We start from the raw sequence: 18,816 nt of genomic DNA, 5'->3' as shown, positions 1-18,816 counted from the left end.
AGCCGGGGGTCAGTTGGCCTTGGCGTCAAGGCCGCCGTACCGGCGCTCACGGCTGCAGAAACAGCTCAAAGCCTTGTCGAAGGCCGCCTCATCGAAGTCCGGCCAGTAAAGATCGCAGAAATAGAACTCGGAATAGGCCGCCTGCCACAGCAGGAAATTGGAAAGACGCATTTCTCCGCTGGTGCGGATGATGAGATCGGGATCCGGCAAACCGGAGGTATCCAGCGCCGCCGTGATCGCGTCTTCGGTTATCTCGGCCGGCTGCATTTCTCCAGCCTGAACCTTTGCTGCCAGCTCCTGTGCCGCCCGCACGATTTCCGACCGTGCACCATAATTGAACGCAACGACCAGGTTCAGGCCGGTGTTGTGACGGGTCAGGTCTTCAGCTTCTTTCAGAAGCGCCAAAATCCCCGGTTCCAGATCACTGCGCCCGCCGATGATGCGGATACGCACATTGGCTTCGTGAAGCTCGCTCAGATCGCGCTGCACGAAACGGCGCAGCAGCCCCATCAGGAAAGAAACTTCAGCCTGTGGCCGGTTCCAGTTTTCGGATGAGAAGCTGTAGATCGTGATGGTTTCGATGCCGACACGGCCAGCGTGGCGGATCACCTTGCGCAGTGCGGCAAGCCCCTGTCGATGTCCCTCTGTCCGTGGCAAACCGCGCGCAGTTGCCCATCTCCCGTTGCCATCCATGATGAAGGCAACGTGACGGGGCATTTTCGCACCGGTTTCATCCGCAGCAGGTGCATGCAGGTTGCGGTCCGGGCTGACGCTCATGTGCTCCCCCAACTCACACTCCCCAGGTCGATCAGACCTGGGAAATTTCCTGCTCTTTTTTCTCCAGCATGCCGTCGACCTCAGCAATCATCTGGTCGGTCAGCTTCTGCACTTCATCGGATGCGACACGGCTGTCGTCCTGGGAAATGTCACCGTCTTTTTCGGCCTTCTTGGCAGCGTCCATGCCATCGCGGCGGACGTGACGGATCGCAACTTTTGCCTGTTCGGCGTATTTGTGGGCCACCTTGATGAGCTCCTGGCGGCGTTCCTGGTTCAGCTCGGGAATCGGCAGCCGCAAAAGCATGCCGTCTACAACCGGGTTCAAACCAAGGTTGGATTCTCGAATCGCCTTTTCAACGGCCGACACCATGCTCTTGTCCCAGACCTGAACAGCCAGCATGCGAGGTTCGGGAACGGAGACGGTGGCTACCTGGTTGATCGGCATGGACTGGCCATAGGCATCAACAGTAATCGGATCCATCATGGAAGAAGAGGCGCGGCCGGTACGCAGTCCGGCAAATTCCGTTTTCAGAACCGACAAGGCTCCCTGCATGCGGCGCTTCAGATCATCAAGGTCCACACCTTCTACCGACATTTTATCCTCACTGTTGTTTTGTGCTTGGCTTAATAGAGTCTCGGCGCGCGCCAACATGGCATAAACGCACCGAAACACAAGAGCTTGAACCGGGATTGGTTCTTAAAACTTTCAGTCACCCACGACAGTGTAGGTGCCGGTTTCCTGAAGCACACTGACGAGGGCGCCGGGTGAGTGAATGGAAAACACAATGACGGGAATGGAATTGTCACGGGCCAGGGCAATGGCCGTCGTGTCCATGACTTTCAGGTTGCGGGTTATGATTTCGTCATAACCAAGGGTGTCATAGCGCTCCGCGTTCGGGTTGACCTTGGGGTCCTCGGAGTAGACGCCGTCCACCTGCGTCCCCTTCAGGAAGGCGTCGCACTTCATTTCGGCAGCCCGCAGAGCCGCACCGCTGTCCGTGGTGAAGAACGGGTTGCCGGTGCCCCCTGCAAAGACGATCACATCGCCGTCTTCCATGTAGCGGTCTGCGACACGCTGCGAAAAGGTTTCACAGATCGAGGGAACGGATACGGCGGACAGAACACGGGCATTGACCTTCAGGCGGCGCAGGGCATCCGCAAGCGTCAGGCTGTTCATGATGGTGGCCAGCATGCCCATGTGGTCGCCGGTGACGCGGTTGCCACCCTTGGCGGCGACTGCAACACCGCGGAAGATGTTCCCTCCCCCGACGACAACGCCGACCTGAGCTCCAAGAGCCACTGCGTCGGCGATTTCCTTGGCGATCCTTTGCACGATGGCCGGGTCAATTCCAAAAGCCTGCGATCCCATCAGGGCCTCGCCGGAGAGTTTCAGAAGGATCCGTTTCCAGCGCAAGGAATTCGTCATGGGTGCACCCTTTTTGAAATTGTCTTTCTAAAAAAAAAGCGCCGGACTTGCCGGCGCTTTTCCTTGAGCTTACTGCCCGGTGGCTGCTGCCACCTCTGCGGCGAAGTCTTGCTCTTCCTTCTCGATCCCTTCGCCGATTGCGAAGCGGACAAAGCCGGTAAGTTTGACTTCAGCGCCGATTTCTTTAGCGAGCGCCTCTACGGCCTGCTCAACCGTCTGATCCGGGTTGATCACGAAGGCCTGCTTCACGAGGGTAACTTCCTCGTAGAATTTGCGCAAACGGCCTTCCACCATTTTTTCAATGATGTTTTCCGGCTTGCCGGATTCGCGTGCCTGTTCGGAGAAGACAGACTTCTCACGTTCGACAACGGTCGGATCCAGTTCTTCGGTGTTCAGCGACAGCGGGCTGGTTGCAGCAACGTGCATGGCAATCTGACGGCCAAGGCCATTCAGCTTGTCCTTGTCACCAGCGGATTCCAGAGCCACCAGAACGCCGATCTTGCCGAGACCGTCGGAAACAGCACTGTGAACGTAGGTCGCGACAACGCCTTCGTTTACGGCCAGAACCGCAGTACGGCGCAGGGTCATGTTTTCGCCGATCGTGGCGATCGCATCGGTGATCGCTTCTGCAACCGGCTTGCCACCAAGGTTTGCAGCGGAAACGGCTTCAACGGAACCATCGGTGCCGACGGCTACCTTGGCCACATTGGAGACCAGCTCCTGGAACCCTTCGTTGCGTGCAACGAAGTCGGTTTCGGAGTTCAGCTCGATCACGGCAGCCTTGTTGCCATCGGCGGCAACGCCGACCAGACCTTCAGCAGCCACACGGCCAGCCTTCTTGGCAGCCTTGGCCAGACCTTTGGTGCGCAGCCAGTCAACAGCTGCTTCCATATCACCGCCTGCTTCAGTCAGGGCGGTCTTGCAGTCCATCATGCCAGCGCCGGATTTCTCGCGGAGCTCTTTTACCATCGCAGCGGTAATGCTCATCGATTGCCTCGTGCATGGGGGTTTCAGATGAGACACGGTTTAGCCCATGGCCTTCCGCGCCTTTATGACGGGGCTGCAACAAAATGCAGCCCGCCTTGCGAATTTCAACAGTATTCTGCCGCGGCAGACCGCGGCAGGAGAGGCTTAAGCCTCGGCAGCTGCTGCTTCAGCCGGAGCTTCTTCAGAAGCCTCAGCAAGAACTTCTTCAACCGGAGCTTCTTCGGAAGCGCCGATGTCCATGCCGGAAGCACCCTGTGCACGGGAAATACCGTCAATGGCGGCACGAGCAATCAGGTCGCAGTACAGCGACAGAGCGCGGCCGGCATCGTCGTTACCCGGCACCGGATAGGTGATGCCTTCCGGATTGGAGTTGGAATCGAGGATCGCGGCAACCGGAATACCCAGACGACGGGCTTCCTGGATGGCAATGGCTTCGCGGTTGGTGTCGATCACGAAGATCAGGTCCGGAATACCGCCCATGTCCTTGATACCGCCAAGGTTCCGCTCGAGCTTTTCACGCTCGCGGTCCATGAACAGACGCTCTTTCTTGGTCAGAGCGTTGGCAGCGTCGGAAGACAGGGTTTCTTCCAGCTTGCGCAGGCGCTGGATGGACTGGGAGATGGTCTTCCAGTTCGTCAGCATGCCGCCGAGCCAACGTGCGTTGACGTAATACTGAGCGGAGTTGCGCGCTGCAGATGCGACAGATTCCTGTGCCTGGCGCTTGGTACCTACGATCAGAACGCGGCCACCGCCGGCAACCGTGTCGGACACGGCCTTCAGAGCCTGGTGCAGAAGCGGAACGGTCTGGGACAGGTCCATGATGTGAACATCGTTGCGTACACCAAAGATGTACTGACCCATGCGCGGGTTCCAACGGTGTTTCTGGTGACCAAAGTGAACGCCAGCTTCCAGCAGCTGACGCATGGTGAAATCGGGCAAAGACATGGCCCTTATCTCCTGAGTTTTTCCGGTTTGACCTCCGCAAGAGGATGTGGACCGGAGAGATTTCCCTTCGGCCACCGGAAGGACCCCGATAAGCTCGGTTTCCGCCCCTTGCGTGTGGAATGCGCGCCTTATAGTTGGGAAGAAATTTTATTTCAAGGCCCAAGGGCCGGTTTTCTTCAACCCAATCGCTGTTTGAAAATCGAATTTTCCCGCCCTGACGCAAGCTCACGTTTCGATACCTTGATAAGCAGCGACGTGTGTTGACGAACAATCATGTCATTTATACCTATTTTGAACTCGCCACAGCAAGGACACTCCACCGTGACCACCAAAGGCATCAACCACCTGGGCCTTACAGTCCGAGATCTGGACCAGACCACCGCCTTTTTCACCGAGCTGCTCGGCTGGCAACTGCTGGCACGTGATGACAACTACCCGCGAACAACCGTTTCCGACGGCACCGCCCGCCTGACGCTCTGGCAGGCAGACCGCACAAGGCCTGTGACGGGCTTCGACAGGAAAACCAATATCGGCCTCCACCATCTGGCCCTTGAAGTCTCAAGCGAAGAAAAGCTGCTGGAAATTGCCGAAAAGGTGAAGGCCTGGCCGGGAGTCGAGATCGAATTTATGCCGGAGCCTCTCGGCGGAGGCCCACGCAGGCACATGATGCTGGCTGAACCCGGTGGTATCCGCATCGAATTTATCTGGCCCGCAGGGCAGTAAAAGCTCGCCGAGAACTGCCTCGTTGGCGAGGCCGGAACGCACAAAAGTCCCGGCCCGAACAACCTTGTCAGATCCAGAGATCATTTTCCTGGGTCCTGTCTCCGCCCGCATGGCCGGTATTGAGAATACCCTTCGGTTCGATCAGCAGCAGCTCGGCTTCCGAGTCCGCATAAGGCTTGTGCTCGACGCCCTTCGGCACGACGTACATTTCCCCCTCGCCCAGTACCACGGTGCGATCACGAAAATCGATGCGGATTTCGCCCTTGAGAACGATGAAGGTCTCATCCGTTTCAGGATGATCATGCCAGACGAAGTCTCCTTGAATGCGGACGATCTTGAACTGGTAATCGTTCATTTCCGCAATGACGCGCGGCGACCATAACCCTTCGAGCCTTGCAAGTTTTTCCGTGAAACGGATCGGATGTTCCATTGCCATGTCCGGCACTCCTGATTGATGAAATGTCCGACCCGGTTTGACATCTCTCCTAAAATCAAAACAGATACAAAAACTCGAAAATGAACAGATACAGTTGAAATGGTTTCGTTCAAATACCAGTCTGTTGCCCAGTCCCTGGCTCAGCTGATCGACAAAGGCACCTTGAAGCCCGGGGAGAGGTTCCCTTCCCTCCGGCGCACCATGCGCAGTTATTCCGTTAGCCTGTCGACAGCCAACCAGGCCTATGCCCATCTCGAGGACAAAGGCTATATCCGGGCACAGGCAAAGTCCGGCTATTTCGTCACCCGTCCAGCAAGCCACAGGCTCATCGAGCCCAGTAAAACAACACCACCCGAGACCAGCCGCAGTGTCGTGTTTCAAGCTCCTTACCTGGAGATGCTCGAACATGCGTCAAACCCGGCATATGTGCCGCTTGGCTGCGCCATTCCCGCCCCGTCTCTGCTGGCCGCAGAGCCGCTGAACGCCTTGCAGGCACGACTCCTCCGCTCGAAAGGACAGCAACTCAACGCCTATGGGTCTGCTCAGGGGTTACCGGAACTCAGGAGAGAAATCGCAAAGCTTATGTGCCTGCATGGCAGCACAGTTTCCCAGGAAGAAATTGTCATTACGAGTGGCTGCACCGAAGCTTTAGGGCTCGCACTTCAAACGCTCACACAGCCGGGCGATACGATTGCCGTCGAATCGCCCGCCTATTTCGGACTGCTGCAGGTTCTCGAACGGCTGAAACTGAAGGCCTGGGAGTTGCCAACCTCGCGGGACGGCATCGATCCGTCCGCACTCGAGCTGGCTCTGAAATCGGGAACCGTAACTGCCGTTGCCTTGTCGTCCAGCTTCACCAACCCACTTGGCACCATGATGCCGGAGCCTGTGAAACGTTCTGTCCTGAAGCTGCTGGACCGTTACAAGACACCCTTGATCGAAGATGATACCTACGGCGGCCTCGGGTTTGGCGGATGCCGTCCGGCACCGTTTTTCAGTCTGCCGCACGAGACCGAGATCTTCTATTGCAGCTCTTTCTCGAAAACCCTCGCCCCAGGCTACCGAACCGGCTGGATCCGCGCTCCCGGCCGCATTGCCCAAATCACCAAGGCCAAGTTCTCCGCCTCAATCTGCAACCCGTTGGCACCTCAACTGGCTTTGGCTGAATTTCTGTCATCCCGGGACTTCGAGCGCCATGTGTCTCGCATGGCCCGGACAATGGAAACCAATGTCGCGCGCGCACGCCGGGCCATTGCACAGTCCTTTCCGGCGGGTACCAGGGTCACACATCCGGACGGCGGTTTCGTTTTGTGGGTAGAAATGGACAAAAAAATCGACACAACAAAGCTTTATTACAATGCCTTAAATCAAAATATCTGCTTTGCTCCTGGCAGTCTTTTCACCGCTTCAGGCCTTTATGCACATTGCCTTCGCATCAGTTGCGGCGACGTTTGGTCGGACGCACTTGAATCCGCTATTCACCGCCTGGGGACGCTGGCCTGCGAAGAGCTTGGCAATCAGCAATCAGAAGAAACATTCCGCCTACCCTCAATATCCCGCATTGACTGAACCCTCGTATGTCAGAAGTTCAGCTTGCATGCGCGGTCAGCTTCTCGTCTGAGACATCCGGCTGGGGAACGGAAGCAACCACTGACGAAAGATAGGTTCGCCAGGAACTCAGTTCGGTGATTTCAACAGCCCCTTCAACTGCATGTCCTTCACACAAAAATCCCTTTACGTCGGTTCCGTCTTCCAGCTTGACCGTGCCGATGCACAGCGGTGCCGGAATACCCGACATGAAACTGCCGAAGGTCTCAAGCGGCATTGCCCAGACCTCCACATTGATTGATCCGCCCGCGCCGGCCCCAACCTGCACAAGGCCCGGCCGCTTCGGAGGCCCGCCTGCAAGCGCAAAGAAACGGTATTCCGGTGCTGTCTTGCTGGATTTTACAAAGCGTGCGCCGTGAGAAATCAGCTCCTTGTTTAGCGGCAGTCCCGACATGTGGGCGCCGCAGACCGCAACAGCTATTTCACTGGCAGCGATCTCGCTTGTGGTCAGCGCAGGTTTCTGCCGAGCCCAGGTCGTTGCTCCAAGCGGCCCCGCTTCCACTGTAGCGGCAAGCGCGGCGGCGGCTGCATCCTGACCGCAGCGGGCCAGAACGGTCAGGCTTCCAGGCCGGCCGTCCTGTCGCAAACCTGTTGGCACGGCAATACCGCAAAGATCGAGAAGGTTGACGAAATTCGTGTAGGTGCCAAGGCCTGAATTCGGGCCAATGGGGTCAACGGTAATTTCTTCTACCGAGACGAATGTCGGTATCGTCGGAACGCAGAGGAAGTCGGTCTCTGCCAAAAGCTCATCACAGATCCGGCGCAGGTCCTGCAGCTTGTAAAGTCCACGGAATGCGTCGACAGCGGTCAAAGAAAGACCCGGTTCGATAATTGCGCGCGTCGTCGGATGAAGCGTCTGCGGCGCATCAATCAGACGATTACCGACAGCAGCCGTACGTTCCGCGACCCAGGCCCCTTCGTAGAGCAGGCTAGCGACATCGTAAAACGGCTGAAAATCGATTTCCTGCACAACGGCCCCCTGCGTGCGCAGCGATGCGATCGTTGCCCTGAAATGGTCCGTCTGAGCCATGTCACCGAAGGTTTTCAGTGAAGCATCGTCAGGGACCGCGATCCTTACAGTTCCCTGACTGGCAGACATTTGCTGGACCGGCAGCTGCCTGGAATAGGCATCTGCCGGGTCGTAGCCTGCAGCAGGCTCGAATACGGCCCATGCGTCCGCAACAGTCATGGCAAAAATCGAGATCGTATCGAGGGTCCGGCATGCAGGGACCAGACCTGAGCCGGACAGAACGCCCAGGCTTGGTTTGAGCCCCACAATGCCGTTGAGGGCTGCCGGCACACGCCCGGACCCGGCCGTGTCGGTTCCCAGCGAGAAGCACGCAAAGCCGTGGGCAACAGCAACGGCCGAGCCTGAGGAAGAGCCACCGGGAACGATTTCCGGATCCACCGCGTTCAATGGCACGGGGTATGGCGTTCTCACTCCGACGAGGCCAGTCGCGAATTGATCGAGATTGGTCTTGCCAAGACAAATTGCGCCCGCTTGCCGAAGACGTCCAACGACAAAAGCATCGCTATCAGCGAAATACTCGAAATCCGGGCACGCTGCAGTCGTCGGCATGCCAGCCACGTCGATATTGTCCTTGGCCACATAGGGAATTCCCCAAAGAGGCCGGCTATCGGGGTTGCCAAGACTACGGGCCTCAGCAAGTGCCGTTTCTCGTGCCTGGTGAATGAAGATCCCCGGGTCGCCGGTGGCATCAAGCCGCCTGAAGGCTTCTTCGATCACGGCCTCAACAGACAAGCCTTCGGCATAGGCCTGCCGGAGCCCGGCGAGCGTGAAGGGAAGTTCGCGGATCATGTCTAGTCCTTCCAAAATGTCTTAGGCGGCGGTTTTGCGCGCCGGTGCCTGGGGCGCAGCCGTAAGCAATTCGCGAGTGTACGGGTTCTGGGGCGTATCCATGACTGTCTCGACGGCTCCCGCCTCAACAACTTTGCCGCCCTTCATGACGACGACATGGTCGCACAGCAGACGCACGACATTGAGATCATGGCTGACGAAAAGGTAACTCATGCCAAGCCGGGCCCGCAGGTCTGCAAGCAGGTTCAGGACAACGGCCTGAATGGAAACATCCAGAGCGGCAGTCGGCTCATCAAGGATCAGGAGATCGGGATCCGGGGCGATTGCCCTGGCTATGCCGACGCGCGCCTTCTGCCCCCCTGACAGCTGGTGCGGAAACCGATCAAGAAGATGGCTCGGCAAGCCTGTCAATGCGGCAAGCTCTTCCACCCGTTCGCCCAAGTGGGCGCCTTTCAATCCTGTCAAACGCTTCAATGGTTCGGCCATCGACTGGCGGGCGGTATGTCTGGGATTGAGACTGTCCGTCGCATCCTGGAAGACCATCTGGATTTTCTGCCGCAGTGGATGCCGGGAGAAGTTCTCCGACGGGAGCTTGGCAATATCCTCCCCCCTGAAAAGCAGGTGGCCTGACGTTGGATCAAGCAGTCGCACGATCATGGAAGACGTGGTGGATTTTCCGCAGCCGGATTCGCCGACCAGTCCGACACTTTCGCCTTCGCGAATAGTGAAGCTGATGCCCTTGACGGCGTACACCGGACCGGATTTGCCCTGGTAGGTCTTGGTCAGGTTGACGACTTCCATCATCGGAGAATTGCCGATTGTCCGTGCGGCCAGCGGTGCGCGTTGATCTTCCGGCAGCAATGAACGAATGCTGGCTCCGCGCCGCGGCGTCGCGTCCACCAGTTTTCTGGTATAGGCATGTCGAGGGTTTGAAAACAGGTCCGCCGGCCTGCCCTCCTCCACAATGACACCGTCCTTCATCACGACGATACGATCGCAATATTCGGACGCCAGGCCGAGATCGTGCGTAATCAGGATCGACGACATTTCGCGCGCCCGAACAAGATCATCGACAAGGTCCATGACGGCCTTCTGGGTGGTGATATCGAGGCCGGTGGTCGGCTCGTCCGCGATGAGAAGCTTGGGGTCACAGGCAAGCGCAATGGCAATCACGACGCGCTGGCACATGCCACCCGACAGCTCGAAGGGATAGGCTTCGTAACGCTCAGCAGCCTCGTTGATCTTCACCGCCTCCAGTGCCTCGATTGCCTTTGCTTTCGCATTTTGCCTGGTCGCCCGGCCATGCTGGCGAAGGACGTCCTCAAGCTGGTGCCCAACCTTCCGAATGGGATTGAGTGCGGCACGCGGGTTCTGAAAGATCATCGAGATCTCCCGACCGCGGATTTCACGCATGTCGCGCTCCGCCGCCTGTTTGAGATCGATACCGTCATATACCGCCTCACCGGATTTGATCCGGCCACCGGCGTCCAGAATGCGCATCAGGGCATAAGATGTAACGGATTTTCCCGATCCGCTTTCCCCGACAATGCCCAGACGTTCGCCCTTGGCCAGGTCGAAGCTGATACCCTTGACGGCCTGAACGTCTCCGCGGCGCGTCTTGAAGGCAACTTTGAGATCCTTGATGGTCAGCATGGCAAAGCTCCTCAGGTCCGGCGACGCGGGTCGACGATGTCGCGAAGACCGTCTCCCATCAGGTTGAAGGTAAAGACTGCCAGCATCAGCCAGAGCCCCGGAAACAACGCCAGCCACCACTCGCCGGACACGATGAAATTCGCGCCTTCAGCAACCATGATGCCCCACTCCGGTGTGGGCGGACGAACACCAAGGCCGATAAAGGACAGCCCGGCCGCGTTCAAAATGGCCCACCCCAGATTCAGCGAGACCTGCACCATCATTGGCGGCAGGGCATTCGGGAATATGTGAAACGCCAGCACCCTGGTATCCGAATTGCCGGCAAGCTTTGCGGCAAGCGTGAAGCCGGCTTCCCGCCGGATGTTGACCTCCGCACGAACAAGACGGGCGTAGAACGGAATGTTGATGATCGCAGTGGCCAGAATGATGTTGGAAATCGAATTCCCGAGCGCCGCCACAATGCCCATGGCCAGCACGAACAATGGAAAGGCCATGATGGTGTCGAGAAACCGGTTGAGCACTACATCCAGCCAGCCTCCACGGTAACCGGCCACGGCACCAAGGACCGAACCGATGACGAAGGAAAGCGCGACAGCGGACACCGAGATGATCAGATCAAGGCGCGTTGCAACGATCACCCTTGAAAAGACATCGCGGCCAAGATTGTCGGTTCCGAACCAATGAGACCAGCTGGGGGCCTGCAATGCATTTGCCGCATTCGTCTGCAGCGGATCGTAGGGAACCAGTGCAGGTCCGAGCACTGCTGATCCGATGAAAAAAGCGAACATGGCGAAAGACAGGGCCGTGACCGGATTTTCCCGAAGGACATAGATCGTATGGGCCAGCGCACCGGAGCCGGTCTTCCGCTCCGCGACGGTTGGAGGCAACGTCGTATCACTCATTTCGAAGATGTCCCGAAACGTGGATCAATCAGCGAATAGGACAGATCGATCAACAGGTTGAGAATGACGAACAGCAATGCCATCGCCAGAACGAACCCCTGAACCGCGGCGTAATCGGAAACCACAAGCGCCTCGACCGCATAGGATCCGATGCCTGGCCAGGCGAAGACCTTCTCGACCAGCACATTCGCCCCAAGCACAAAGGAAAACACCATACCCAGCGTGGTCACGACCGGAAGCAGGGCGTTGCGGAAAGCGTAGCCGTAGAGGACCATCCCTGGCCCGAGACCTGCTGCCCGTGCGGTTCTGACATAGTCGGCCGCCAATGCAGACAGCATCGCCGCCCGCGTCATGCGCGCGATCGGAGCAAGGGTGAAGAGGGCTAGCGTCGTTGCTGGCAAGACCAGCTGCTTCAGCGCTCCGAACCAGGTTTCCAAATCTCCGGCAATTGCAGCGTCGATCAGGAAGAACCCGGTAATCCTTGGCGGATCAAGATAGATGAAATCGAGCCTGCCAAGGGGCGACGGAGCGATGCCCAAGAGATAATAGAAAACATAGATCAGAACGATGCCGGTGAAGAATGTCGGCAGAGATACGCCGGCAGTGACAAGTATCCGGCATAGCTGGTCAATCCAGGTTCCCGGCCGTGTCGCTGCCAGAACGCCGAGTGGAACGGCTATCAGGCAGGACAGGATCAGGGCGGACAGCGTCAATTCGAGCGAGGCCGGCAGTCGGGACGCAAGTTCCGTCGCAACGGGCCGGCCGGTGGAAACCGACTGGCCCAGATCTCCCTGCAGCAGATCTCTTACATAGATCAGGAACTGCTCCGGCAACGGTTTGTCGAGGCCCAGAGACCGTCGAACCTCTTCGATGGATTCAGGCGTTGCCGCAGCTCCGGCAAATTGCACTGCTGGGTCACCGGGCAAGGCACGGGTGAGGATGAAGCTGATCACCACAACGCCTATCAGAACCGGTATCGCCTGCAGAATGCGGTTAAGCGTAGCTGAGCTGCGACGCGCCATGACCTAGCTCTCCACGTTCGTCAGAGAGCGGACATCGAGCTGGCGGTGGAACCAGAACTCGTAACCGTCGGCACTGTTGACCGCGACGTTGAGCGCCGGCTGATAAAGCGGAATCCTCGGCAGGTCTTCCATCGCGATCTCGAACATCCGCTTGATCTTCGGCGCGTACTCCGGATCGTCCTGCGCCATGTGAAGCGTTTCCGAGGTCAGGGTCTCGATTTCCTCGTTTCGATAATTCGAGGAATTGAAAAGGTTGCCTTCCTGATACGCCCAGAAGAAGTAGTAGTCGGGCGTGTCCAGCCAGCCGCCGAAGTTTTCAAGATGTAGTGGCAGGCGCTTGTCCACGAGCACCGCCGTGCGCCAGTTTGCCCCGGGGATCTTCTCGATTTCCGTCTTGATGCCGAGTTTGCCGAGACTTTCCTGGATCAGCAGTGCAGTTGGCTCCATCCAGGATGCAAGGTCTGTGCTGATCGACAGAGGGACTTCGAAGCCATCAGGATAGGCGGATGCCGCAAGCAACTCCTTGGCTTTCTCCATGTCATGGCTATAGGGCGACTTGCGTGGCCAGGAGGTGTCTTCAATGGTCTCGCTACCGCCCCACAACGGTGCGCCGCGGCCATAAGCTGCAGTATCGAAGATATCCTTGTAGGGAATCGCGTAGGCGATAGCCTTGCGCACATTCGGATCCTGGAAAGGTTCGAAAGTGTAATTCAGGCCAACCACATGCATGGTGTTGGCAATCGGTGTTGAATACACCTTCACCTTTTCAGCGAGCTCAGCAGCATCCTTATCCGGTATGTCGAAGGACACCTGCACATCACCACGTTCGATCAGGGCGCGGCGCGTTGCCGGGCTCGGAACTTCTCGAACAATGATTCTGCGAACCTTGGGCAAGGGTCCACCAGCCCATTCGTCAAAGCGTTCGTAAACGATCTGCTGGCCGGAATCCCAACGGGCAACCTTATAGGCTCCGGACCCGGCAGGTGTCGTGTGAAGATACTCAGTCGCCCAGGGATCATCGGCTGTCGCATGTTCCTTGGCGACTTTCGAATTGATGACGAACGGCACGGGAACTGCCAGATCCGGCAAGGATAGCTTTGATGGCTTGTCGAGCTTGACGACAAAGGTTGCCTCATCGACGGCTTCAAACTGATCCGGCCGCACAAGGCCGCCAGCTTTCATCTGCGTGCTCGGGAACCCGCCAACTGACACTGCCCTGTCGAAAGACCATTTTACATCCTCAGCGGTCACCTTGCTGCCGTCCCAGAAAACGGCGTTCGGCTTCAGCTTGAAGGTAATGGTCAAACCGTCGTCGGAAATTGTCAAGCTTTCCGCGAGTTCCGGTTCCAGCTTCGAATAGTCGAAGGAAACGCTGCCATCGTCCAGGGTCTTGCTGCCGAACGTAATCAACCGGTCATAACTGTTGATGGCAACCTGATAGCTGGCCCTGTTGGTACCGGTACGGTGAAGATCCAGACTGTTGATGGTCTGACCGGTCACCGCCACCAGAGTATCGCTTGCGGCGAAGGCAGACAGGGACCGGGAAAACGGGAGGGCGCCGACGACGGCAGCTCCGGCTTTGAGGAATTCGCGTCTGTGTAGGGACATGTTCGGAAACTCCGCTGTGCGATTGGCTTTCCGAAGCTTGCAGGTGTTTTCTGTTTCCGAAAAATGCTATAAATTCACAGATGCGATGAAAAAAATGCAACGCTATAAACAAAGCCTATTGAAATGAGACACTTATACACGTTTCAGCTCATTGAGGCTGTCGCCCGAGCGGGCTCCATCAGAAAAGCGGCGGAAGACATGAACCTGACCGCCTCGGCGCTCACGCGCCGGGTGCAAAGGTTCGAGCAGGAGTTTGGCGCACAGCTCTTTGAGCGCCTACCGAAGGGCGTACGTCTCAACCCTGCCGGAGAGCTTCTTCTCCACCACTACCGCGCAAGCCTTTCAGACCTTGCTCGTGTGCAGAGCCAGGTCGCGGATCTTGCAGGAGAACGCAGAGGGCACGTTTCCATCGCCTGCTCCCAGGCCATGGTTCCTTATTTCCTGCCCGAGCAGATCGCCCGGTACCGGCGTGATCATCCGGGCGTCACGTTTTCGGTCAACGTCAGGGACAGAACCCAGGCCGAGCAGGAACTCGTGTCCTATTCCAGCGACCTGGCACTGGTGTTCGAGCCAGTCTATCTGGTGGATTTCGAGGTGCTTCATGTCATCCCGCAGGAGGTTTATGCGGTCATGGCAAGCGACCATCCACTGGCAAAAAAAGCGGAGGTGCGCCTGCGGGATTGTCTCGATGTGCCCCACGTCGCCCCGACAACCAAATATGGTGTCAGGCATCTGCTGGACTTTGCTGCCCGGCGTGGCAGTCGCCGCGTATCTCCCGCTGTCGAAACCGAAAGCTTCGACCTGATCCGGCACTACGTTCTTTGTGAGAAACTGATCGGCTTCCAGATCCCTCTGGGGCTCAGAGAGCAGGATGACGGCTCGCTGGTTTTCAAACCGATCTCGAGCAAGGACCTGCCACCCGGGAACCTAATTCTGGGCCAGATGCGCGGGCGGACACTTCCCGTGGCTTCAGCGCGCTTTGCGTTGCAGCTGGCCACTGCGCTCAAGGACTATCACAGCGCCCGCATCGGCAACTGACAGAGCGAGCATTTTCAGGACCATTGAAACCCTGGCGCACCAGCGCTCCCACAGTGAAATCGCATTGTCGGCGCCCTGGATGCTCACGCCACCTGTACGTCCGTTACACCTGGCACTGCCTTGAGCGCGCCCGCAATTTCCGGTGACAGGCGGAACCGGCCGGGGAGCTTGACCTCCACTTCCCGTGCGCCGTTTTCCAGAAGCACAATCACCGTCACGTCGCCTTCACCCCTCACCTGCAACTGCTTTGCAAGGCTCGGGATTGGACGTTCATCGCGAACAAAGACACGCATGCTTTTCTGCAGGCGGGCTGCGACCTGATCGATCGGATCAACCTGTTCGATTCGAAGGGAGGGCTCGTCGTCGCGCATGTCGGCCCCGACGAGCACGACAACGGAACGTCCAGCCTGCAAGGCATCCCGGAACTGTTCGAGTTTCTCCCGGAAGAGCAACGCCTCATACTGGCCCGTAGCATCGGACAGGCGAACGATACCCATGCGATTGCCGGTCTTGGTCTTGCGTTCCTGCATGGACACGACGGTTCCGGCAAGCCGGCCGTGAGACGCCCCCTTCTTGACTGCTTCCGAAAACTGGCTCCACGGCTGTGCCCGCATCTTTTCCAGCACGGAGGCGTATTCGTCGATCGGATGCGCTGACAGATAAAACCCGATCGCCGAGTGTTCCCGCTGCAGCTTCTCTTCGTTTGTCCAGCCATGGACATCATCCAGCTGCAAGGGTTCTTCGCTGTCGCTGCCGCCAAAAAGCTCGTCCTGGCCGAGCGTCTTGTTTTCCTCGGTGCGTTGAGCCAGGCCCATGATCCGGTCGAGGCCTTCAAAAACCCGTGCCCGGTTGGGCTCAAGCTCATCGAATGCTCCGGCTGCGACCAGGTTTTCAAGCGTTCGCTTGTTGAGGGCCTTGGGTGAAATCCGACGCGCAAAATCGCCAAGGCTCTTGAAAGGCTTGTCGCCCCGAACCTCAACAATGTGTTCAACCGCCTGCTCGCCAACACCCTTGATCGCGCCCATCGCGTAAAGGATCTTGCCGTCGGCAACGTCAAAATAGACCTGCCCGCGGTTGATTGACGGCGGCTCGATCTCGATCTTCATGCGCCGACATTCCTGACGGTAGTCGCCCAGTTTTTCCGTATTGCCCAGATCCAGTGTCATGGAAGCGGCCATGAACTCGACCGGGTGGTTCGCCTTGAGCCAGGCCGTATGATAGGAGACCAGCGCATACGCCGCAGCGTGCGACTTGTTGAAACCGTAGTTGGCGAACTTCGCCACAAGATCGAAGATTGTTCCGGCGTGGCTCTTGTTGATCCCACGCTCCACCGCGCCGTCGACAAAACGCGCCCGCTGGACTTCCATTTCCGCGGCAATCTTCTTACCCATGGCGCGGCGCAGAAGGTCAGCTTCACCGAGAGAGTAGCCGGACAGAACCTGCGCAATCTGCATCACCTGTTCCTGGTAGACGATAATGCCGTTCGTCTCCATCAGGATGGGTTCAAGCAGGGGATGCAAGCAATCGGGGTCCTGTTCGCCGTGCTTCACCGCGTTGTAGACTGGGATGTTCTCCATCGGTCCGGGACGATACAAAGCCACAAGGGCAATGATGTCTTCGAACCGGTCGGGTTTCATGCCTGCAATCGCGCGGCGCATGCCCTGACTTTCCAGCTGGAACACGCCAAACGTTTCGCCGCGCGCCAGCAGCTTGTAGGTTTTCTCGTCGTCGATCGGCAGGGCTGCCACGTCGACATCGATACCGCGCCGTTCAATCAGCTTCACCGCCGTATCGATAACCGTCAGTGTCTTCAGGCCGAGGAAGTCGAACTTAACAAGTCCGGCGTCTTCCACCATCTTCATGTTGAACTGGGCAACCGGCATGTCGGAACGCGGGTCTCGGTAGAGCGGCACCAGCTGTTCCAGAGGCCTGTCACCGATGACAACGCCCGCAGCGTGCGTGGAAGCGTGCCGGTAAAGGCCTTCGAGCTTCTGAGCCATGCCCAGCAGCCGCTCGACGATTTCCTCTTCCTTGGCTGCCTCGCGCAGGCGTGGCTCTTCCTCGATCGCCTGACCAAGCGTTACAGGATTTGCCGGGTTGGCGGGAACAAGTTTGCAGAGCCGGTCGACCTGGCCATAAGGCATTTGCAGCACGCGGCCGACATCGCGCAGCACGGCGCGGGCCTGAAGCGATCCGAAGGTGATGATCTGCGCGACCTGCTGCCGGCCGTATTTTTCCTGAACATAACGGATCACTTCTTCACGCCGGGTCTGGCAGAAGTCGATATCGAAGTCAGGCATCGAAACGCGTTCAGGATTGAGGAAGCGTTCGAACAGCAGCGAAAACCGCATGGGATCAAGGTCGGTAATGGTCAGCGACCAGGCAACCAGGGACCCCGCACCGGACCCGCGACCCGGGCCGACCGGAATATCCTGCCCTTTCGCCCATTTGATGAAGTCCGCAACGATCAGGAAGTACCCGGGAAACTTCATGCGCTCGATGATGCCGGTCTCGTAGTCGAGACGGTCCCAGTAGTCCTTCTCCTCAAGACCCGGCGCCAGTCCGTGCGCATCAAGGCGCGCCTGCAATCCTTCGCGTGCCTGGCGGATCAACTCTTCCGCTTCTGCCTTCTCCGCTTCTTCCGGATCCGCATCCGCACCGGCAAACCGGGGCAGGATCGGCGCGCGCTTCAACGGGCGGAAGCTGCAGCGCCGGGCAATTTCTACCGTTGAAACAAGCGCCTCTGGCAAATCCGCAAAGAGCGCGCACATTTCCGCGCGGCTTTTGAAGTAGTGCTCCGGTGTCAGGCGTCTGCGGTCATCCTCGATCAGCACCCTGCCCTCGGAGATGCAGATTAGGGCGTCATGAGCTTCATAGTCTTCGCGCTTGGGAAAGAAGGCTTCGTTGGTGGCGACCAGTGGCAGCCCGTATTCGTAGGCCAGATCGAGAAACGCATCTTCGGTCTTGCGCTCGGCTTCCATGCCATGGCGCTGGATTTCCACGTAGCAACGACCGGGAAAACGGTCCGCCAGTGTTTCCAACCGGCTTTTTGCAAGGTCCTTGCGTCCGGCAAGGAGCGCTGCCCCGATCGGCCCTCCGACACCACCGGTCAGAATGATAACGCCTTCGGACTTTGATAGAAGATACCCGGAGGAAACGTGTGGCCTCAGACCGGTTTCCGTGTCGAGGAAGGCCCGAGAACTCAGCTCCATCAGATTGCCGTAACCGGCTTCTGTCATGGCGAGAAGAACAACGTCCGAAAGCGCAGGTTCCCCTCTCCGCCCGCTTTCAAGTCCATCGTCAAAAAAGACGGAAAGCTGACACGCCGCAATCGGCTGAATTCCGGTTCCCCACGCTTTGGTTGCAAATTCCTGCGCGCCAAACAGATTGTTGGTATCGGCAATCGCAAGCGCCGGCTGGTCATCAGCCTTGGCGAGGTCGAGAAGCTTCTTGATCGGCAACGCACCTTCCAGAAGCGACAACGCCGAATGGACCCGGAGGTGAACATAGCCGGGACCGCTTGCCTCACTGCCGGCATTTTCTGACGAACCGGAAGACAGAGAATTATTGGGATCTGTAGCAGACATGGCGGCTCTCATAACATCTTCCAGAATCAGCGCTCAAGTGAAGCGTGTTCGGAATAGCGTGTCGAGACGCCGAAGGAGTTGTTACCGCTGTTCTTTGTAATCCTGACTTCGCATCACACCGCAGTGGACTGAGTCCAGGAACTCAAAAAACGCACTGGCACCATTTACCGAAACAATGACCGTTCAGCAGAGATTGATCAGCCGACGGACAGAAGCACGTCGCCCCAGACGGCGAGCGTCGTGCAGAAGCAAACCATTGCACCGAAAGCGGCAAAATCACGAGCG

General features: G+C 58.0%; 15 protein-coding genes. 3 read left to right on the top strand and 12 right to left on the bottom strand.

The window, feature by feature from the left end; genetic code table 11:
- Window positions 1-9 precede the first annotated feature (9 nt).
- The 5 genes from HEP89_RS21045 to rpsB form a co-directional block, all read right to left on the bottom strand.
- Window positions 10-777: an isoprenyl transferase gene (locus HEP89_RS21045; RefSeq protein ID WP_022998461.1), complete on the bottom strand. Its 768-nt coding sequence runs from the start codon at window positions 775-777 to the stop codon at window positions 10-12.
- 31 nt (window positions 778-808) lie between these two features.
- Complete coding sequence (frr, locus tag HEP89_RS21040; RefSeq protein ID WP_022998460.1) at window positions 809-1,372, bottom strand: ribosome recycling factor; 564 nt, start codon at window positions 1,370-1,372, stop codon at window positions 809-811.
- Between the two features lie 111 nt (window positions 1,373-1,483).
- On the bottom strand, window positions 1,484-2,203 hold the full coding sequence (gene pyrH / locus HEP89_RS21035) for a UMP kinase (protein WP_022998459.1): 720 nt from the start codon (window positions 2,201-2,203) through the stop codon (window positions 1,484-1,486).
- A gap of 69 nt (window positions 2,204-2,272) precedes the next feature.
- Window positions 2,273-3,190 (bottom strand): translation elongation factor Ts, encoded by a 918-nt coding sequence (tsf, locus tag HEP89_RS21030; RefSeq protein ID WP_055654498.1) that lies wholly within the window; start codon window positions 3,188-3,190, stop codon window positions 2,273-2,275.
- A 144-nt stretch (window positions 3,191-3,334) separates the two neighbouring features.
- Entirely contained in the window at window positions 3,335-4,135 is an 801-nt protein-coding gene (gene rpsB / locus HEP89_RS21025; RefSeq protein ID WP_031268422.1) for a 30S ribosomal protein S2, read from the bottom strand.
- Between the two features lie 321 nt (window positions 4,136-4,456).
- Between rpsB and HEP89_RS21020 the strand changes: the two genes are divergently transcribed.
- A complete protein-coding gene (locus HEP89_RS21020; protein WP_197923265.1) occupies window positions 4,457-4,858 on the top strand; it encodes a VOC family protein in 402 nt (133 codons plus the stop codon).
- A gap of 67 nt (window positions 4,859-4,925) precedes the next feature.
- Here HEP89_RS21020 and HEP89_RS21015 read toward each other — a convergent pair whose 3' ends face one another.
- Window positions 4,926-5,288 carry a cupin domain-containing protein gene (locus tag HEP89_RS21015; RefSeq protein ID WP_055656571.1) on the bottom strand — a complete coding sequence of 121 codons (363 nt, stop codon included), beginning with the start codon at window positions 5,286-5,288 and terminating at the stop codon, window positions 4,926-4,928.
- A 105-nt stretch (window positions 5,289-5,393) separates the two neighbouring features.
- On the opposite strand from HEP89_RS21015, the gene HEP89_RS21010 reads away from it, so the two are divergent.
- Window positions 5,394-6,863, top strand: coding sequence for a PLP-dependent aminotransferase family protein (locus HEP89_RS21010; RefSeq protein WP_168692977.1), 1,470 nt, complete (start codon window positions 5,394-5,396; stop codon window positions 6,861-6,863).
- 19 nt (window positions 6,864-6,882) lie between these two features.
- On the opposite strand, the gene atzF is transcribed toward HEP89_RS21010, so the two are convergent.
- Genes atzF through HEP89_RS20985 form a run of 5 tightly spaced genes read right to left on the bottom strand, consistent with a single transcriptional unit; the run spans window position 6,883 to window position 13,906 of the window.
- Window positions 6,883-8,721 carry an allophanate hydrolase gene (gene atzF, locus HEP89_RS21005; protein WP_168692976.1) on the bottom strand — a complete coding sequence of 613 codons (1,839 nt, stop codon included), beginning with the start codon at window positions 8,719-8,721 and terminating at the stop codon, window positions 6,883-6,885.
- A gap of 21 nt (window positions 8,722-8,742) precedes the next feature.
- Window positions 8,743-10,374 (bottom strand): ABC transporter ATP-binding protein, encoded by a 1,632-nt coding sequence (locus HEP89_RS21000; RefSeq protein ID WP_168692975.1) that lies wholly within the window; start codon window positions 10,372-10,374, stop codon window positions 8,743-8,745.
- A gap of 11 nt (window positions 10,375-10,385) precedes the next feature.
- Window positions 10,386-11,276, bottom strand: a complete 891-nt coding sequence (locus HEP89_RS20995) for an ABC transporter permease (RefSeq protein WP_022998449.1) — start codon at window positions 11,274-11,276, stop codon at window positions 10,386-10,388.
- Window positions 11,273-12,298 (bottom strand): ABC transporter permease, encoded by a 1,026-nt coding sequence (locus tag HEP89_RS20990; RefSeq protein WP_168692974.1) that lies wholly within the window; start codon window positions 12,296-12,298, stop codon window positions 11,273-11,275. The genes HEP89_RS20995 and HEP89_RS20990 overlap by 4 nt, the downstream gene beginning before the upstream one ends.
- 3 nt (window positions 12,299-12,301) lie before the next feature.
- Window positions 12,302-13,906 (bottom strand): ABC transporter substrate-binding protein, encoded by a 1,605-nt coding sequence (locus tag HEP89_RS20985; protein ID WP_168692973.1) that lies wholly within the window; start codon window positions 13,904-13,906, stop codon window positions 12,302-12,304.
- A gap of 123 nt (window positions 13,907-14,029) precedes the next feature.
- Between HEP89_RS20985 and HEP89_RS20980 the strand changes: the two genes are divergently transcribed.
- Window positions 14,030-14,944, top strand: a complete 915-nt coding sequence (locus HEP89_RS20980; protein WP_022998446.1) for a LysR family transcriptional regulator — start codon at window positions 14,030-14,032, stop codon at window positions 14,942-14,944.
- Window positions 14,945-15,027: 83 nt separating this feature from the next.
- On the opposite strand, the gene dnaE is transcribed toward HEP89_RS20980, so the two are convergent.
- On the bottom strand, window positions 15,028-18,504 hold the full coding sequence (gene dnaE / locus HEP89_RS20975; protein ID WP_055656573.1) for a DNA polymerase III subunit alpha: 3,477 nt from the start codon (window positions 18,502-18,504) through the stop codon (window positions 15,028-15,030).
- Between the last annotated feature and the right edge of the window lie 312 nt (window positions 18,505-18,816).

The sequence above is a fragment of the Labrenzia sp. 5N genome (genome assembly GCF_012395805.1).
Lineage (GTDB): Bacteria > Pseudomonadota > Alphaproteobacteria > Rhizobiales > Stappiaceae > Roseibium > Roseibium algicola.
The sequence above is the reverse complement of the archived record's forward strand: the minus strand, read 5'-3'. Positions and strand labels throughout refer to the sequence as shown.